The organism is Wolbachia endosymbiont (group A) of Cydia strobilella (assembly GCF_964026745.1).
Taxonomy (GTDB): domain Bacteria; phylum Pseudomonadota; class Alphaproteobacteria; order Rickettsiales; family Anaplasmataceae; genus Wolbachia; species Wolbachia pipientis.
This window is the reverse complement of the sequence record NZ_OZ034694.1, coordinates 748,812-764,715: the sequence shown is the minus strand read 5'-3', so window position 1 is coordinate 764,715 and position 15,904 is coordinate 748,812. Positions and strand designations below refer to the sequence as shown.

Annotated in this window: 18 protein-coding genes; 10 read left to right on the top strand and 8 right to left on the bottom strand. The window is 34.8% G+C overall.

The window, feature by feature from the left end; translation table 11 throughout:
• Positions 1–744: 744 nt before the first annotated feature.
• Positions 745–2,562, bottom strand: a complete 1,818-nt coding sequence (mutL, locus tag AAGD76_RS03755) for a DNA mismatch repair endonuclease MutL (RefSeq protein WP_341820388.1) — start codon at positions 2,560–2,562, stop codon at positions 745–747.
• A 7-nt stretch (positions 2,563–2,569) separates the two neighbouring features.
• Positions 2,570–3,061: a 5-(carboxyamino)imidazole ribonucleotide mutase gene (purE, locus tag AAGD76_RS03750; protein ID WP_006280351.1), complete on the bottom strand. Its 492-nt coding sequence runs from the start codon at positions 3,059–3,061 to the stop codon at positions 2,570–2,572.
• Positions 3,062–3,497: 436 nt separating this feature from the next.
• Here purE and AAGD76_RS03745 point away from each other — a divergent pair, with 436 nt between their 5' ends.
• The 9 genes from AAGD76_RS03745 (at position 3,498) to AAGD76_RS03705 (ending at position 9,279) form a co-directional block, all read left to right on the top strand.
• Positions 3,498–3,794, top strand: coding sequence for a helix-turn-helix domain-containing protein (locus AAGD76_RS03745; protein ID WP_010081926.1), 297 nt, complete (start codon positions 3,498–3,500; stop codon positions 3,792–3,794).
• Positions 3,795–3,854: 60 nt separating this feature from the next.
• The gene (gene rpoZ, locus AAGD76_RS03740) at positions 3,855–4,250 is read left to right on the top strand and encodes a DNA-directed RNA polymerase subunit omega (RefSeq protein WP_341820387.1); all 396 of its coding nucleotides are present in this window, start codon (positions 3,855–3,857) and stop codon (positions 4,248–4,250) included.
• 28 nt (positions 4,251–4,278) lie between these two features.
• On the top strand, positions 4,279–4,524 hold the full coding sequence (locus AAGD76_RS03735; RefSeq protein WP_007548527.1) for a monovalent cation/H+ antiporter complex subunit F: 246 nt from the start codon (positions 4,279–4,281) through the stop codon (positions 4,522–4,524).
• A gap of 6 nt (positions 4,525–4,530) precedes the next feature.
• Positions 4,531–4,818: a monovalent cation/H(+) antiporter subunit G gene (gene mnhG / locus AAGD76_RS03730; protein ID WP_006279703.1), complete on the top strand. Its 288-nt coding sequence runs from the start codon at positions 4,531–4,533 to the stop codon at positions 4,816–4,818.
• 1 nt (position 4,819) lies between these two features.
• The gene (locus tag AAGD76_RS03725) at positions 4,820–5,347 is read left to right on the top strand and encodes a DUF4040 domain-containing protein (RefSeq protein WP_015589497.1); all 528 of its coding nucleotides are present in this window, start codon (positions 4,820–4,822) and stop codon (positions 5,345–5,347) included.
• Positions 5,340–5,759: a Na(+)/H(+) antiporter subunit B gene (locus AAGD76_RS03720; protein WP_006279705.1), complete on the top strand. Its 420-nt coding sequence runs from the start codon at positions 5,340–5,342 to the stop codon at positions 5,757–5,759. The genes AAGD76_RS03725 and AAGD76_RS03720 overlap by 8 nt, the downstream gene beginning before the upstream one ends.
• On the top strand, positions 5,756–6,067 hold the full coding sequence (locus AAGD76_RS03715) for a cation:proton antiporter subunit C (RefSeq protein ID WP_341820386.1): 312 nt from the start codon (positions 5,756–5,758) through the stop codon (positions 6,065–6,067). The genes AAGD76_RS03720 and AAGD76_RS03715 overlap by 4 nt, the downstream gene beginning before the upstream one ends.
• Positions 6,068–6,205: 138 nt before the next feature.
• Positions 6,206–8,158: an RNA polymerase sigma factor RpoD gene (rpoD, locus tag AAGD76_RS03710; RefSeq protein ID WP_341820385.1), complete on the top strand. Its 1,953-nt coding sequence runs from the start codon at positions 6,206–6,208 to the stop codon at positions 8,156–8,158.
• Between the two features lie 140 nt (positions 8,159–8,298).
• Positions 8,299–9,279, top strand: coding sequence for an SGNH/GDSL hydrolase family protein (locus tag AAGD76_RS03705; RefSeq protein ID WP_010082050.1), 981 nt, complete (start codon positions 8,299–8,301; stop codon positions 9,277–9,279).
• Positions 9,280–9,453: 174 nt separating this feature from the next.
• On the opposite strand, the gene AAGD76_RS03700 is transcribed toward AAGD76_RS03705, so the two are convergent.
• The 4 genes from AAGD76_RS03700 to carB all read right to left on the bottom strand — a co-directional run bounded on the left by AAGD76_RS03700 (position 9,454) and on the right by carB (position 13,880).
• Complete coding sequence (locus AAGD76_RS03700) at positions 9,454–9,837, bottom strand: hypothetical protein (protein ID WP_341820384.1); 384 nt, start codon at positions 9,835–9,837, stop codon at positions 9,454–9,456.
• Positions 9,788–10,048 carry an IS110 family transposase gene (locus tag AAGD76_RS03695; protein WP_010082049.1) on the bottom strand — a complete coding sequence of 87 codons (261 nt, stop codon included), beginning with the start codon at positions 10,046–10,048 and terminating at the stop codon, positions 9,788–9,790. The genes AAGD76_RS03700 and AAGD76_RS03695 overlap by 50 nt, the downstream gene beginning before the upstream one ends.
• Entirely contained in the window at positions 10,045–10,260 is a 216-nt protein-coding gene (locus AAGD76_RS03690) for a hypothetical protein (RefSeq protein WP_080717592.1), read from the bottom strand. Before AAGD76_RS03690 ends, AAGD76_RS03695 begins: the two co-directional genes overlap by 4 nt.
• Before the next feature lie 164 nt (positions 10,261–10,424).
• Complete coding sequence (gene carB / locus AAGD76_RS03685) at positions 10,425–13,880, bottom strand: carbamoyl-phosphate synthase large subunit (protein ID WP_341820383.1); 3,456 nt, start codon at positions 13,878–13,880, stop codon at positions 10,425–10,427.
• A gap of 138 nt (positions 13,881–14,018) precedes the next feature.
• Between carB and AAGD76_RS03680 the strand changes: the two genes are divergently transcribed.
• The gene (locus tag AAGD76_RS03680; protein WP_167471214.1) at positions 14,019–14,192 is read left to right on the top strand and encodes a hypothetical protein; all 174 of its coding nucleotides are present in this window, start codon (positions 14,019–14,021) and stop codon (positions 14,190–14,192) included.
• Positions 14,193–14,316: 124 nt separating this feature from the next.
• Here AAGD76_RS03680 and AAGD76_RS03675 read toward each other — a convergent pair whose 3' ends face one another.
• Both AAGD76_RS03675 and AAGD76_RS03670 read right to left on the bottom strand, forming a co-directional pair.
• Positions 14,317–15,072: an SDR family oxidoreductase gene (locus AAGD76_RS03675; protein WP_022626173.1), complete on the bottom strand. Its 756-nt coding sequence runs from the start codon at positions 15,070–15,072 to the stop codon at positions 14,317–14,319.
• Positions 15,059–15,874 (bottom strand): YihY/virulence factor BrkB family protein, encoded by an 816-nt coding sequence (locus AAGD76_RS03670; protein ID WP_264373644.1) that lies wholly within the window; start codon positions 15,872–15,874, stop codon positions 15,059–15,061. The genes AAGD76_RS03675 and AAGD76_RS03670 overlap by 14 nt, the downstream gene beginning before the upstream one ends.
• Positions 15,875–15,904 lie beyond the last annotated feature (30 nt).

Here is a 15,904-nt window from a genome sequence, read left to right as displayed (position 1 = left end):
CTGGAATGACAAAGCTATAGGTTGCAAGCAAGACGTCATACCGCCGCGGCGCTAACAAGAGATCCCGCTAACACGTAGCGGGATGACGAATTACTATGCCGCCGCGAACCGTCATACCGCGATTCATTCGCGGTATCTCTTAACATAGATCCCCTACTTAACTGTCATACCTTAACATAGATCCCGCTAACACGTAGCGGGATGACGGTTGTCGTTTAGCTATAAACATTAAGAAATTTACTAAGCGAAAAAAAAGGCAAAAGAAGCCCCGTGGTTGGCTAATTACTTACATTATACTTTCAAGTATGGCGTTTTTTTATTCTAAACGCTTAATAACCGCGATTTAGCTGCTTTTTAATGCAACTAACCTTTAGTCATAAATGTTTAAGAAATTTACTAAACAGAAAAAAAGACAAAAGAAACCCTAGGGTAGCTAATTATTCACTATCCATTTTTTAAGTTGGCGTTTTTTTATGTTTTAAATGCTTTATAAGCGCATTTTAGCTTATGTTAGGTCAAAACCTAGAAATTTTATAAAGACATAAGGTGCACATAGTGCAAAAAATTAAACATGAGACGCCAGATACGTGAGTTTTTTTGTCATTTAATCTGTACAGAGAAGATAAATAAATAGCTTCAGTTTCATGATAAGGGGGCTGGCGGAGTTTGTCAAGTAAGTTTTTTCGTTTCTATGAGCTACTTGGATGACGAGAAAGGAGCACTTACATATTTATGGCAACCTCATTACCTACGCTCAAAAAGTTTTTCAATATCACTGAGTTTCATTTCTATATAAGTTGGTCTTCCGTGGTTGCATTGCCCGGAATATGGGGTTTTTTCCATTTGTCTCAGCAGCTCATTCATTTCATCTAACCTCATTTTTCTACCCGCTCTAATTGATCCATGACAAGCGATAGTGGCCAATATTTTGTTCACTTTATCTTCTACTGGCAATGTATCTTCTATTTCCGTTAATCTATCGACTATATTAATTAGCATCTCTTTCACATCTATTGCTCCCAAAATTGCAGGGATTTCTTTTACTATCACTTTATTTTCTGATTTGATCTCAATATCAAAACCCATTTCAAATAACTTATCTTTATAAACTTCAATCATCTCCATTCCGGCTTGATTTTTGATTTCAACCGTTTCAGGAAGAAGTAGTTTTTGTCTTTTTATACTTGATTTTTGTTTTAGGCATTCATATACTAGCCTTTCGTGGGCTGCATGCTGGTCGACTATAATCAATTTGTCTCTTACCTCGGCAATAATGTAAGTATTATAGACCTGACAGCGTGCAAACCCGAGCGGGTGGCTCTCTATCAAATCAACTTGCTCTAACACCTTTTTTTCCAGAACCATAGTCTCCGCTTGTGATGGAAATTTCTGTATGCCGGTATAATCAAACGATTTTGACTGTTCTGATAAGCCTTTTGCTTTTTTATTTGGAGAAGCAAATTCTTTTATTAGTTGATTTTCAAAAGGACTTGGCCTTCTTTCATTTTGAACATTAGGTTTATCAAAAGGATCTGGCAATGTTGAATCCATTTTCTGGTCATGCGCTGGAAAGGTGCCTATCCTTCTTGACAACGCTTTAATTAATCCTCTTGTCACTATCTCATATATGAGCTTCTTATGCTGAAACCTTACTTCTGACTTATTTGGATGCACATTTACATCTACTTGATCATAAGGTATCTCTAAATGTAACGCTGCAAAAGGATACCTATCGCTTGGAATAAAATCATGATATGCATACCTAACTGCGCCAATAAGTAAATTATCTTTAATTGGCCTTCCATTAACAAACGTATAGATCTGAGTGGACTTACCACGATTGACGGTCGGCTTACAGATGTGTCCCGTAAGTTTGATGCCGTCTTCTTCTTCATTGACCTCCAAAGAATTGCCCTGAAATTCTTCTTCTACTTCACACAATCTATGAAATAACGAAGTCTGCTTAGCGTATTTTAAGAGCTTTTTATTACCTGAAGTGAGAGTAAACCCTATATGATAGTTAATCATTGCTAGGTTGTTTACAATATCAACAATGCTTTGAGTTTCTGCTCTTTCGGTTTTTAGAAATTTTAGTCTATTTGGGGTAGCGAAAAACAAATCTCGTACTTCAATATGTGTCCCTTGTGATAAAGGGTAAGGAGTTAGCTCCCCTATTTTCTCTCCACCCTCATAACTTATAGACCATGCTTCATTTGCTTCTCTTGCCTTAGACGATAATTTTATCCTACTTACTGCTGCTATTGAAGGCAGAGCTTCTCCTCTAAAGCCAAGATGCTTGATTTCTATTAATTCACTATCGCTCAATTTTGAAGTAGCATGGCGCATAAACGCAAGTTCTAAATCGTTTTTTTCTACTCCGTTACCATCATCTGTCACAATAATAAGGTTACGCCCACCACTTTCTATTTTGATCTCTATTTCTAAACTTCCAGCATCTATTGCATTTTCCACTAATTCCTTTACTACACTTGCTGGCCTTTCTATCACCTCCCCCGCTGCTATACGGTTTATGGTTTTTGTGTCTAAAAGAGTTATTGCCATAGATTTATTATGAAACTGGTTTTTCTTTTACTTCTTTGGTCTGTTTCTCTCTCCACTTTTTTAACCTACCTGCAATTTCACTGTTGGAAATTGACAATATAGATACGGCAGTAATGGCAGCATTATATGCTCCATTTTCTCCTATAGACATGGTTGCAACTGGAACACCCTTTGGCATTTGAACTATAGAGAGTAGACTATCCAGCCCATTTAATTGTTTACTATGCACAGGAACGCCGATAACTGGTAAACAAGTTAGTGACGCAACCATACCAGGTAAATGAGCTGCACCTCCTGCACCAGCTATAATAACCTTAAAACCTTCTTCTTGTGCAGATTTAGCAAAATTGAAGAGCCTTTCTGGTGTTCTATGTGCAGATATTATGAATATATCATGTGAAACTTCTAATGCTTTTAACATATCAACAGTATGGACCATAGTGGTGTAATCTGACTCACTTCCCATAATAACAGCAACATCTTTTTTTATTTTTGTCATATTCAACACAATTTTACTTACTAACTAAATAATGTTCCAGCTAAAAAGCAACAAATATTTAAGTTATATTATAAATATAATATATAGAATTCTTGTTAAAATAGAAATTTTAAAAATTTAAATAAATATCTATGTTAAGATATAGAGATATAAACTTCTTATGTAAGATAAATTTATAAAATAATTATTTTTGTATTTCAAGCTTTGTAATCTTAGCTTGTTCTTTCTATAAATGGTTTTTTCAGATAGACTGATGGTAAAATGGTAATTTAAAATTACTAGAAATTTGATAAAAATATTAATATATAATCAACTTAAAGTTTTAAATATTGATATCATATAATTATTGACAAGTTACATGATATTAATATCTTGGTATATTAAATATTATGTTATAATATTTAATAAAGTTAATTGATATGTGAGTGTAAGAATTATGGAAATAATATCGTTAAATAACTTAGACAGTGCAGGAATAAAAACAAAGTTGCTTTATATAATAAATAAAATTATAGAAAAAAATGCTTGGACTCAGGCTTTTGCAGCTGAGAAACTTGGTATTGATCAGCCAAAGGTATCGCAAATTAAAAATGGTAAAATAGATGGTTTTTCTTTAGAGCGATTGTTAGGATTTCTAAAAAAACTTGATCATGAGATAACAATCACGATGACAGAAAGCCAAGAAATAAAATCTGAGGCAGAAAAAGTAAAACATGAAGTTGAATCGCAATAGATACAAAGTTGACAACTTGTTTTTTGTGATATAGTATAAAATTTATTAAGGTAGTATCTTATGGCTGAGTCTATTGTAGAAAAGTGTATAGAACGGGTAAGTAACCGTTTCAAATTGGTTCTGTTGGCAAGTCAAAGAACACATGATTTAAATACAGGGGCAAGTAATCCAATTCAAGCAGCTAAGTTTAAAGGTCATAAAAATACCATAGTTTCCTTACATGAAATAGCAGGAAAACAGGTGGATACTCATGAGCTGTTTAGCCTTTTGGTAGGTAGATGCAAGGAATACATGAAAGGAAATATGAATAATGTTTACAGCAGTAATACAAGTAAGCTAGCGAATTTATTAAATTTTTCTGATAACACAGATCTTGATGTAAGTCAAGAAAGCCAAGATTATGAAGTGGATGGTGAAATAAATGATCAAGATGGCGATGAAGAAGTATCCGTTTAGAAATCTACTGAAGTTACATAGTCTTTAAATGATTTGCATTGCTATCTATACACTGTTGTTCTGTATGAGTGTAATGTTGTGTTGCATAGTGTCTAAGTCAAATGATGTGTACAATAAGGTTTTAGCGTTCAATAATTTCTCAACGCAAGTAGTTGTACTTATAACAGCAATATCAATCATTCTGAATAATTTTTTTTTAATTGATATAGCATTGTTGTATGCTAGCGTTAGCTTTATATCAACTATAGCACTAATGAGATTAATGTTGTTTTGATAATTTATGATAGGATCCATTTTCATATTTTTAGGTATTTGTTTGATAATTATTTCAAATATAGGGGTGATCAGATTTCCTGATTTCTATACTAGGTTACATGCAGCAGGTATTACAGATTCTAGCGGTGCAACGTTATTGTTAATTGGTTTTGCTTTGCAGAATGGATTTTCAATCAATACTGTTAAAATAGTATTATTAATTTTTATAATATGGGTAGCTAACTCAACTAATAGCTATATTTTAGCGCGCACTCATTATAAAGTTAAGAAAAAAACTGTTAAAGAAGGCTAAGGTGTTAGAAATATTAAATGTAGTGTTACTTTTGTTGTTACTAACAGTTACGGTTTTTATAGTTTTCTCGCGACATTTAGTCGTAAGTGCTGTTCTAATGTGTGTATTTAGTTCACTGATTGCGCTTATATACTTAATTATGAATGCACCTGATGTTGCAATTACTGAAGCTTCTGTTGGTGCGGGGCTCAGTACAGTTTTTACGTTTGCAGCACTCTCCTTGATAAAGAATCATAAAGTAAATCTATCTCATAACCCTATAACGCTTTTTTTTATGTTATTTCTGGCTGTATGTTTGTCATATTTTATGATTCAATTGCCAGATTTTGGCAGCCACAATGCTCCGATCCACTTGCATGTTGCTCCTTATTATGTGGAAAATACCGAAAAAGCTACCGGTATTCCTAATATAGTGACAGCTATTTTGGCAAGCTTTCGTGGTTATGACACGTTTGGAGAAACTATAGTAGTTTTTACTGCTGCGCTTTGTATAACGTTGATATTAAAAGAAGAAAAAGAAAATGATTAAAGATCCGATATTAAATGCAGTAACATTTTTGATGATACCTTTTATCATTTTATTTGGTTTATACATACAATTTCACGGTGATTACACTCCGGGTGGAGGTTTTCAAGCAGGAATAATTATTGCCTCCGGGATAATATTATATTCAATGCTATTTGGTGTATCTACAACTCTAAAAGCAATACCTTATTCTGTGATTAGATTGACTAACGTGTTAGGTATTTTAATTTATGGAGGAACGGGCGTTGCAACAACTTTACTTGGCCAAAATTTTTTATCTTATGATATCTTGTTAACCAATAATAGAACCGGTCAAAAATTAGGTATTTTTTTGGTGGAATTAGGTGTAGCATTTACTGTCTGCTCCTCTATGTTAATTATATATATAAATTTTGCTCGTAGGAAAAAACAATGACTTTATATAATTATACGATTATTATTGTATTAATGGTGCTAGGTTTATATATTATTATAAACGATAAAAATTTAATCAAGAAAATGATAGGGGTAAGCGTCTTCCAAGCATCTGTTTTGTTATTTTACATATCTCTAGGATATATAAAAAGTTCCTTGCCTCCTATATTGGTTTCAAATTTTTATTCATATAGCAATCCTATACCCCATGTTTTAATGCTTACTGTTATAGTGGTTGGAATTGCAACATTTTCAGTTGGATTATCCATAGCAGTAAAAATGGAAGAAAAGTATGGAACAATCGATTAAGACAAGTGTACATAAATTAACAGTATCTTAAACTATATGAAGTAACAAATAGCCACAAGTTAAAAGTAAAATTATAGACTTGCTCGTTGTAAGTTTGTTTGTTAATAAGAAATAAAATTATAAACTATAAAGGTAATGATGTCAACTATTAATGATGCAGAAGATAAGAAAAACATTATCAAAGATCTGGTAACTAAGAGTATAAAAAAGGGTGGTTTTATCACCTTTGATGATATAAATGATAAATTATCAGATGAAAATTTTTCGTCTGACTTTATAGATGATGCTATATCTTTATTGCAGGATTCCGGAATTAATGTGCTTGAAAGTAGCGAAGATGAAGAAGATATTCCTTCCAACAGTGATGATAGTAAACTTGATGATGATGACACATCGCCAAATGTTACTGCAACTTTAGTACAAAATGATGATCCAGTGAGGATTTATTTACAAGACATGAGCTCCGTAAAGCTTTTATCAAGGGCAGATGAAATCGAGATAGCAAAAAAAATTGAATCTGAAAAGCATAACATGTTACGTGCAATAATTGAAACATCAGTAACATTAAAGGTGATAAAAGTATGGCGTGATGATTTAAGTAATGGAGCTCTCTTACTGAGAGAAATTATAGATCTGGATGCAATTTATAACTCTGATTTTAATGTGGTACCCAAAGAAGAAAGTGAAGAGAGTGAAGAAAGTGCTGAAGATGTTGAGGATTCTGAGGATGTTTCTGAAGATGCTGAGTACTGTAGTGATGATGAGAAAGATAGTAAAAAAAGTGATGATGAGAAAGACGGTAATAATGAAGATATAAGTTCAGTCAATTTAAATGTTTCTATTCTTGAAATGGAAAGTGACTTATTGCCAAAGGTCATAGTTGCATTGGATGAGATAATTACTTTAACAAATGAAGCGTTGATATTAAGAAAAAATTCTAAAAATTTCTCTAATGAGCTAGAAAATTTGTATAATCAAATATGGTCTATAGCATTACAAATTAAGTTAAGTGATGCTGCTGTTGCCAGAATTACACAAGAACTTTATAAGATAAATAGATCCATTACGCTTGAAGAGGCTAATCTTATTGCTGAGGCTAGAAAATACGATATCGATAGAGAAAGTTTCTATAAAGTTTATGATGACGTGCTTTTAAAGCACGAATTGAAAAAGATAAGTCTTTTAAAGATCAATGAAAATCAGTCCTCTTTTACAGGTGAATTAAAAAACAAATTTTTAAGGTTTATAGACGATAACTCTGAACATATAGCTAGTACCTTGAACGGTATTAAGCAGCATATACAGGAAGATAACGTACAAGAATTTAAGGAGCTAATCAAGAGAATACAAAAACACGAACGAGAAGTCTCTGAAGCAAAGCAAGAAATGATTAAGGCTAACTTAAGGCTAGTAGTTTCCATTGCTAAGAAGTATTCAAAAAGAGGCCTTGATCTGCTTGATTTGATACAAGAAGGCAATATTGGTCTTATGAAGGCCGTGGATAAGTTTGATTACAAACGTGGATATAAATTTTCAACTTATGGCACTTGGTGGGTAAGACAATCAATCACTAGAGCAATACCTGAGCAGTCTAAAGTAGTTAGAATACCAGTTCATATGGTGGAAATTATCAGTAAAATCAACAGAGCATTAAGAAAGATGACTCATGAGATGGGAAGAGAGCCGACGTTAGAGGAATTGAGTGTAGAACTGACAATGCCACTGGAAAGAATACGCAAAGTTATGAAAATAGCAAGGGATCCAGTAAGTCTTGAAGCTCCAACAGGAAAAGATGATAGTAGTACCTTTGGTGATTGTATAGAAGACAAGCGAGTCTCCAGGCCAGAGGATGCTGCAATACTTGCTGACTTGCGTGGCATTACAACCAATGTTCTTGCAACTTTAACACCAAAGGAAGAAAGAATTTTAAGAATGCGTTTTGGCCTTGGTAAAGATGGGAAGGAACATACCTTAGAAGAAGTAGGAAAAATTTTTAATGTAACACGTGAGAGAATTAGGCAAATAGAGGCAAAAGCACTGCGCAAGTTGAAACATCCAAGCCGTGCTAGAAAACTTAGAGGGTTCTTTTAAGTATACGTGTCAAGTTAAGAAGAAGCTGATTTTGCCCGGAAAAAGTGGAGAGCAAGTTAGGCCAAAGTTGTATAATTTCACCGCTATTTTTCTTTTTCTATGAATCTAATGAAACAACATGCTAATCTACGGTAAATATTATGACAAACAAAAATGACAATTCTAATTCAAAGTATAGAAATTTTTATGTTCTGGGTGATAGCTTATCCGATAATGGCGCAATCATTGGAATTTTAAATAATTTATCCTTTGCAAAAAGCGTAAAATTTGATGATCCTTTTTATCAAGGAAGATCTTTTAGCAATGGCCCTACTGCTGTTGAATATATAGCAAAATATTTAGATTTAGATGAATTTAAACCTGGGTGGAGTTATTCATTTTTTGGGAGATGCCACGAACAGCAAGGTCAGAATTACGCAGTTTCATATGCAACAGCATCTGAAATTTTTGACCCTATTTTTTCTTATTTCTTCAATAAATTTCGTTTAGCTAACCAGCTAGATGCGGTAATTAAACATCATCCAGATATAGGTAAAGAAGATTTATTTTGCATCATAATCGGCGGAAATGATGTTATGGTTGCCACTGCTTATGACGATACTAAAGCGGAAGAAGTGTTGGAACAAGCAGTGAGTGAAATATGTAATGCACTTAAGGTTCTAAATGAACATGGTGTTAAGCATGTAGTTGTTGCAAATGCACCTGAAGTTGGCTCAATACCAGCTTTTAATAGAGATGAAGAAGCAAGGGAACTAGCTACAAAGCTCACGGAGAGTTTCAATGCAAAACTGGCTAAAGGCTTAGATTATATGAAGAAAAGTACAAATCTTGAAATAAAAGCATTTGATCTTAACTCTAAAATGAGAAGTATGTTTAGCGAATACAAGAGCAAAGGTTTAAATTGTCAAGATGCATGCACATCGAACATTGCAGACCAAGTTGGGAGATTTAAAGAAAATATAAAAATACTCTTAAAGTTGATATTTAAAGGGGAACTTGACGTTCACTATAACCCTGGGTGTAGCAAAGAAACACTAAAGGATTATTTCTTTTTTGATTATTTCCATCCAACTGCGGAACTTCATCATGAAGTTGGTAATGAAGTGTATGAGTTGATTTGACACAGTTTTTTGAACATATCCTTTTAAATAGTAACCAGACTGCATTCTGTGATTTTTAGCAAAACACGATCTTTCATTTGAGCTTTCTTCAATTTAAAATAAATACAGAAAATTGCTGCCTATAGCTAAACTGACTTAGATTTACCGATAATTTGAAAAACCGTCATCCCGCTACTATATAGTTATTGATATATATTTTCTTTTAAGCTCTTGGTTTTGATCGATAAATGTAATCATTTCATCTTCTAAAGTTTTAATTTGATTACGTAAAATTGCAAGAAGTTCATCTATTTGTTTGATTATAGATGTATCAGTTACCTGTTGGATTTGGGTTTTTTGTATTTTTGCTATTTCTACAAGTTGGTTTCTACGAGATAATTTTTGTTTCAAGCAATCAATATTACCATTACTAACTGTTAAAGGAGTAACACGCACATCTGTATTATTAATATAACGTGAGATGATACTGCAGTCTATTTTATCAGTTTTTGTAGTAATACCAAGGCTTTTAGCATAGTCTCTCCCACCTTGGTTGAATGACGTACACCTCAAAACCATTGCTTAGTAAAGTATAGGCACATAATTTTTCGTATCCACCAGTTGCCTCAAGACCAATTTTGGTTACATTATGCAAACGTAAAAAGTCCAGCATTTCATCAATGGATTGTACATTGTTTTCAAATATTTTATAATGCTCAAGTGGGTGAATGTGGAGATCTAATTTACTTTTGCTAACATCAATGCCAGCAATAATGTTTGATGAATTCATAATTCCTCCGTAATAATAACATATACTGCATTTTCCAGCCTTATATACGAGCCTAAAAGCTCAATCAGTTGTTCGGAACTTTCAGTATAATAAACCAGAGAAGAGAACCTTGCTGAACAACGATTCTTATAATCAAGGGGCGTGACGATTCCTCTTCTCTGTGTGTCTTTAATCTCACTACTTTGATATTTATAAAGACTTGTTCTTAACATATAAGGGAAGTGTCCTCTAGGTGAGATTGTGGAGCATTCGTTGCAGCATTTGGCTGTTCAATTACGCTAGTTGATTCTTTAGGTATACTATTTCCTTCAAAATTTCCATCTTTTTATTATGTTCTCTTTAGCATTTTGAGAGTGAATTATTCTAGTTTTGATATTTAAACGTTTTGTATCTGCTGTAATGATTTCACTTCCAGTTTGCTATTCTTTACATATTGAATTGCAAGCACTAACGCTTTACTTCCGGAAGCTGTGGTGCTGTAAGCTATATTTTGCAAAATAGCAGTTCTCCTGATATCTTTGCTGTCTGAGACTGACTTTACACCTTTTGAAGTATTAATCACTAGATTTATTTTTCCATCTTTGAGCATATCAACTATGTGGGGTCTGCCTTCTCTTACTTTATTTACAGCTTGTGCAGCAATGCCGTTATTGTTCAGATACGAAGCTGTGCCTTTGGTGGCATATATTTCAAAACTCAGTTCTTTCAACATTCGTGCAACTGGCAATATATACTTTTTATCATCATCTTTTACTGAAACCAGAGCTGTTCCTTCTGTTGGTAACTTGTATCCTGCAGCCATGTGCGTTTTTGCAAGTGCAGCTTCAAATGATGAGTCAATTCCCATCACTTCTCCTGTTGATTTCATTTCAGGACCAAGTAAAGTATCAACTCCTGCAAAGCGGGTAAATGGAAAAACAGCAGCTTTAACTGCAAAATGATTGAAAGGCTTGTTTTCCTGATTCAATTTTTTACCCAAAATAACCTGAGTGGCAAGCTTTGCAATAGGAATATTGATTACCTTGGAAATAAAAGGAACGGTTCGACTAGCCCTTAAATTCACTTCAAGTATGTATACATCACTAGACCTCTTGCATAACTCGATTTCTGAAGGCAATTTTGTCGTCAAAGCTTGTCTGCGCTCCTCAAATACATTCGAGTATTCTGTGGTGCTCATCTGCACTTTTCCTAAAGATTTCTCATCACAAACAGGTTCTGCAAGAGGTCTATTCTCTTGAACAGCAAACTGAATGTTTATCAGACCTTTCACTTTTAATGCTAATGCTATTCTCTCAGTTTGGAGCTCGATCTCTTTTATTACTTCGTCACTCAATGTATTTGTCGGTATTGAGCATGTTGAATCACCAGAGTGGATACCAGCTTCTTCAATATGCTCCATGACCGCTGCAATGAAAACTTTTTCCCCATCACATACAGCATCAACGTCAACCTCAACTGCATTGACTAAAAATTTATCAAGAAGCAGCGAACCATGCTCAAAGATTTTAGTTTGATCTAAGACGTACTCTTTAAAGCTCTGAGTATCGTGTCTAATCGACATAGACTGACCGCCGAGGACATATGATGGCCTGACTACTAGTGGAAACCCCACCTTTTCTGCGTTGGTTAACGCTTCTTCTACTGAATGGCAGATAGAATTTTCAGGTTGTTTTAAATTAAGTTGCAAAGCAAGGTTTTTAAACCTCATGCGATCTTCTGCAAGGTCAATAGAATCAAACGAAGTTCCCAGAATTTTGAAACCTCTCTCGTTAAGCACTTTGGCTAACTTTAAAGGTGTTTGACCGCCTATTTGAACTATTACACCAACCAGTGTGCCATTTTCTTGCTCTTTACTTAGTATTTCAAGCACATCCTCTGCAATGAGTGGTGCAAAATATAAACGATCAGCGGTATCGTAGTCAGTTGAGACAGTTTCGGGATTACAGTTGATCATTATTGTTTCATACCCCATTTCTTTGGCGGCAGAAGCTGCATGTACGCATGCATAATCAAACTCAATACCTTGACCAATGCGATTTGGACCATTTCCTAAAATGACAACCTTTTCTCGGTCAGAAATATTCGCCTCACATTCCGTTTTATTTTCAACATCACCCTCATAGCAGCCATACATATAAGCAGTGCTCGATTCAAATTCAGCTGCACAGGTGTCTACGCGTTTATAAACTTGTTTAATGCCAAATTTTTTTCTTATTTCTTCGATTTGTTTTACTCGATCTCCAGCGTGTAACGCTGGCTGGATCCCAGTGTCACGCACTGGGATGACATTAGAGGGTACTGGAATGACAGAGGTAGGTCTATTACTTAACTTTGCTAATCTTGCATCTGAAAATCCCATTTTTTTCAGCTCTAACATTTCGTACGCAGTTCCAGGAAATCCATTTTCCTTGATTTTTTGTTCAGTTAATATAATTTGCTGTATATTTTGCAGAAACCATAAGTCATATCCTGTAATCGAATTTATTTCTTCTATGCTAATTCCGTGGCGCATTGCGTCAGCAGCAATCAGTAATCTGTTTGGTAGCAATTTTGCTAATTGAGATTTTATGTGATCAATATCAATGTTCTCAGGAAATACTTCATCAAGTCCTGTAAAATCAGTTTCAAGTGAACGGAAAGCTTTCTGTAGTGACTCATTAAAAGTGCGGCCTATAGACATCACTTCTCCCACTGATTTCATGGAGGTTGATAATTCACAATTCGTCCCCTTAAATTTCTCAAACTCAAATCGAGGAATTTTAGTGACGATATAATCAATCACTGGTTCGAATGCTGCTGGTATTATTGGAGCACAGTCATTACGTATTTCGTCGAGCGAATAGCCAATAGCAAGTTTAGTTACAACTTTTGCAATAGGATAGCCTGTTGCTTTCGAAGCAAGTGCAGAAGAGCGAGAAACCCTTGGATTCATCTCAATCACAACGAGGCTTCCATCTTCTTTAGGATTCACTGCAAATTGAACATTTGCACCACCGGCACTAACATCAATTTCTCTCAGCACTGCTATAGATGCATTTCTCATCTGTTGGTATTCTACGTCACGCAGAGTCAAAGCAGGAGCAACAGTTATGCTATCCCCAGTGTGCACTCCCATCGGATCAACATTTTCTATCGAACAGACTATTATGCAGTTATCTTTACAATCGCGGATAACTTCCATTTCATATTCTTTCCAGCCGATAATTGATTCATCTATCTGAACTTCATTTATTGGCGAAATTTTGAGAGCACTTTCTGCGATATTGAAAAACTCCTCTTTATTATATGCTATGCCGCTACCTGCACCACCAAGGGTGAATGACGAGCGGATGATTGCTGGTAATCCAATGTAATCCAAAGCCTTTCTTATTTGTTCTTGATTTTTTATAATGATACTTTTGGGGTATTTTAGCCCTATTTTATCCATGGACTGACGGAATAACTCTCTATCCTCTGCTTTTTTTATTGCTTCTCTATTTACCCCTATTAATTCTACGTTGTATTTGTCTAACACTCCATCATCTGCAAGTTTTATTGCACAATTGAGCGCTGTTTGCCCGCCCATTGTTGGCAATATTGCGTCTGGCCTCTCCTTAATTATAATTTTCTCTATGATTTCAGGCAGTACCGGCTCAATATACGTCGCATCAGAAAACTCAGGATCTGTCATTATAGTTGCGGGGTTGGAGTTAACCAAAATGACTTTATAACCTTCGCTTTTTAATACTTTACAGCTTTGCGTTCCGGAATAATCAAACTCGCATGCCTGACCTATAACTATTGGGCCTGCTCCTATTACTAATATAGATTCTATATCTGTGCGTTTCGGCATAATTACAATAACGGTCTCTATTCAAGTAATGTTACCAATCTTTCCTGTATATGTGAATTTTTATTAAACCTATTAGCTAATTACTTTTAGGCTTGACGCATAACTGTACGAACATTGCAATTTGCGTGGCAGATTCCAGTGCTTGACACACAGCTGTACAAACATTCATTCTTGAAGGTAAATTGCACAGCAAATGATGTCATTCAAGTAGCTGACACTGGTTCCTTTATGACGGCAGTGCCCAGAGGTGTCATCCCAGTCTGGGATCCAGAAAACTTAACTTTAAATAAGTGGCTGCATAATAAAGACTAGATTCCAGACTGGAATGACACCATAGAGGCACTGGGATGACATCCTTCCTAGTGGAGATTACTCTCAAATCACAATGTTCATACAATTGTGGGCTTAACGGTATCTTTGCAGATACTATGGTAATTTATTCGGGAGATTTGCTGAGCGGTAAGATTTTTCCTGATATGCTGCAGTCTTCAGAAGCTAATTCCACAAATTTATCTGTTAGTTTATCAGGTGACACCAATTCAGATCCAGGAAATGCCTGCTCACTACCCACAGGTCCTTCCGTGTATACAGCATTTACACATAATTTTGTATGTTTTGTCTCAGATGCATATATCTGCACCATTATTTCTAGTGCAACTTTACTTGCAGCATACGGCATCCAATATGGATAAGAGGAAGGAGAAAGTGTCACTTCTGAGGTCATGAATATCGCTCTTCCAGCATTAGACTTTTTTAGCATTGGATCTAAGTTTTTTAGTAAGTACCAATTGGCAGTAAAATTTGTATTCATTACGTTCTGTAGCTCTTCAATCTCACAGTCATGAATGGGGTTCAGTTTGCCTAAAATTCCAGCACACGCAACTAATATATCAAGTGCTCCAGATTCTGATAATTTCAGGCTTTCTATCATGTTTGTCAGTATCTTTACATTCTCAAAGTCTAAAAGATCAAGCTGAATTAGTTTCACAGAGCCTTCTTTAAATTCTTCAAGCTCTTCAATTTCATTATATAGTGGCTTGAGATTATCAAGAGATCTTGAAATCAGAATCACACATGCACCTTCTCTTATAAACCTTTTTGCAACAGCAGAGCCTACTCCACCTGAAGCTCCGGTGATTAAAGCTACTTTACCTTCTAACTTACCCATTTCTTTCTCCTTAGCGAGATTCATTGAAATATTTTAGCTGAAAATTGAATTTTGCTCCATATATAAAAATCAAACTTAGCATATAAAAAAATAGTAATGACACTACCACACCACCTAAACTTCCATATATCAAATCCAGTTGGTCAAAGGAAGCTTTTAAGTATTGCTTAAAAGCTGAAGCAGAAATCGTCCAAAGAATAACAGCTACACAAGATCCAGGAAATACGTCTGATAAATTTTGTTTTATGTTTGGCAACATAAAATATAGCCAAGAGACTACTGTGAAAAGTACAAATTCAATGAGTAGGTATTTAGTGTAACTTAGTCCCTGATAGGAAAAATCAATTAGCATTGGTACTAGTGTAGAAAACACTATAGTTAGAGTTATAATAAGCGTGATTACTAAAAATTGTAATATACTTAGTACTCTTCTTAATATATAAGGCGGCGAAACCGGAACTTTATAGGCCTTATTGAGTATTGTTCTAAGCCCTTCAATTGTCGATGAAGCGGTCCAAACAGCACCTACAATTGCTAAAGTTAGTAAGCTTTGCGGCGGGCCTGATATTATCTCTCTGATACGCGGCATCAAAGATGCCAAAATATCCTGTGGCATGTTATCAATGATAAATACCCAGCCAATGTTATACTGGTCTAAGAAATTTGCGAATGTTGATGCCACAGCCATTAAAACGATGAGAAAAGGAAATATTGATAACAGAATTAAAAATGATAAATACCCTGCATGCTCCACTCCATCATTATAAATTGTGTCAATCAAAGCACGATAAAGACAATAAACAATACCGTAAAATTTCTGTAGCATGTAATATAAACGAACCAAGAAAAGTATTCT

Excerpts from the sequence above, each read along its gene's own strand:
- mutL (WP_341820388.1), bottom strand. The coding sequence starts at position 2,562 with ATGGCAATAACTCTTTTAGACACAAAAACCATAAACCGTATAGCAGCG.
- purE (WP_006280351.1), bottom strand. The coding sequence starts at position 3,061 with ATGACAAAAATAAAAAAAGATGTTGCTGTTATTATGGGAAGTGAGTCA.
- AAGD76_RS03745 (WP_010081926.1), top strand. The coding sequence starts at position 3,498 with ATGGAAATAATATCGTTAAATAACTTAGACAGTGCAGGAATAAAAACA.
- rpoZ (WP_341820387.1), top strand. The coding sequence starts at position 3,855 with ATGGCTGAGTCTATTGTAGAAAAGTGTATAGAACGGGTAAGTAACCGT.
- AAGD76_RS03735 (WP_007548527.1), top strand. The coding sequence starts at position 4,279 with ATGATTTGCATTGCTATCTATACACTGTTGTTCTGTATGAGTGTAATG.
- mnhG (WP_006279703.1), top strand. The coding sequence starts at position 4,531 with ATGATAGGATCCATTTTCATATTTTTAGGTATTTGTTTGATAATTATT.
- AAGD76_RS03720 (WP_006279705.1), top strand. The coding sequence starts at position 5,340 with ATGATTAAAGATCCGATATTAAATGCAGTAACATTTTTGATGATACCT.
- AAGD76_RS03715 (WP_341820386.1), top strand. The coding sequence starts at position 5,756 with ATGACTTTATATAATTATACGATTATTATTGTATTAATGGTGCTAGGT.
- rpoD (WP_341820385.1), top strand. The coding sequence starts at position 6,206 with ATGTCAACTATTAATGATGCAGAAGATAAGAAAAACATTATCAAAGAT.
- AAGD76_RS03705 (WP_010082050.1), top strand. The coding sequence starts at position 8,299 with ATGACAAACAAAAATGACAATTCTAATTCAAAGTATAGAAATTTTTAT.
- AAGD76_RS03700 (WP_341820384.1), bottom strand. The coding sequence starts at position 9,837 with ATGGTTTTGAGGTGTACGTCATTCAACCAAGGTGGGAGAGACTATGCT.
- AAGD76_RS03695 (WP_010082049.1), bottom strand. The coding sequence starts at position 10,048 with ATGAATTCATCAAACATTATTGCTGGCATTGATGTTAGCAAAAGTAAA.
- AAGD76_RS03690 (WP_080717592.1), bottom strand. The coding sequence starts at position 10,260 with ATGTTAAGAACAAGTCTTTATAAATATCAAAGTAGTGAGATTAAAGAC.
- carB (WP_341820383.1), bottom strand. The coding sequence starts at position 13,880 with ATGCCGAAACGCACAGATATAGAATCTATATTAGTAATAGGAGCAGGC.
- AAGD76_RS03675 (WP_022626173.1), bottom strand. The coding sequence starts at position 15,072 with ATGAATCTCGCTAAGGAGAAAGAAATGGGTAAGTTAGAAGGTAAAGTA.
- AAGD76_RS03670 (WP_264373644.1), bottom strand. The coding sequence starts at position 15,874 with ATGCTACAGAAATTTTACGGTATTGTTTATTGTCTTTATCGTGCTTTG.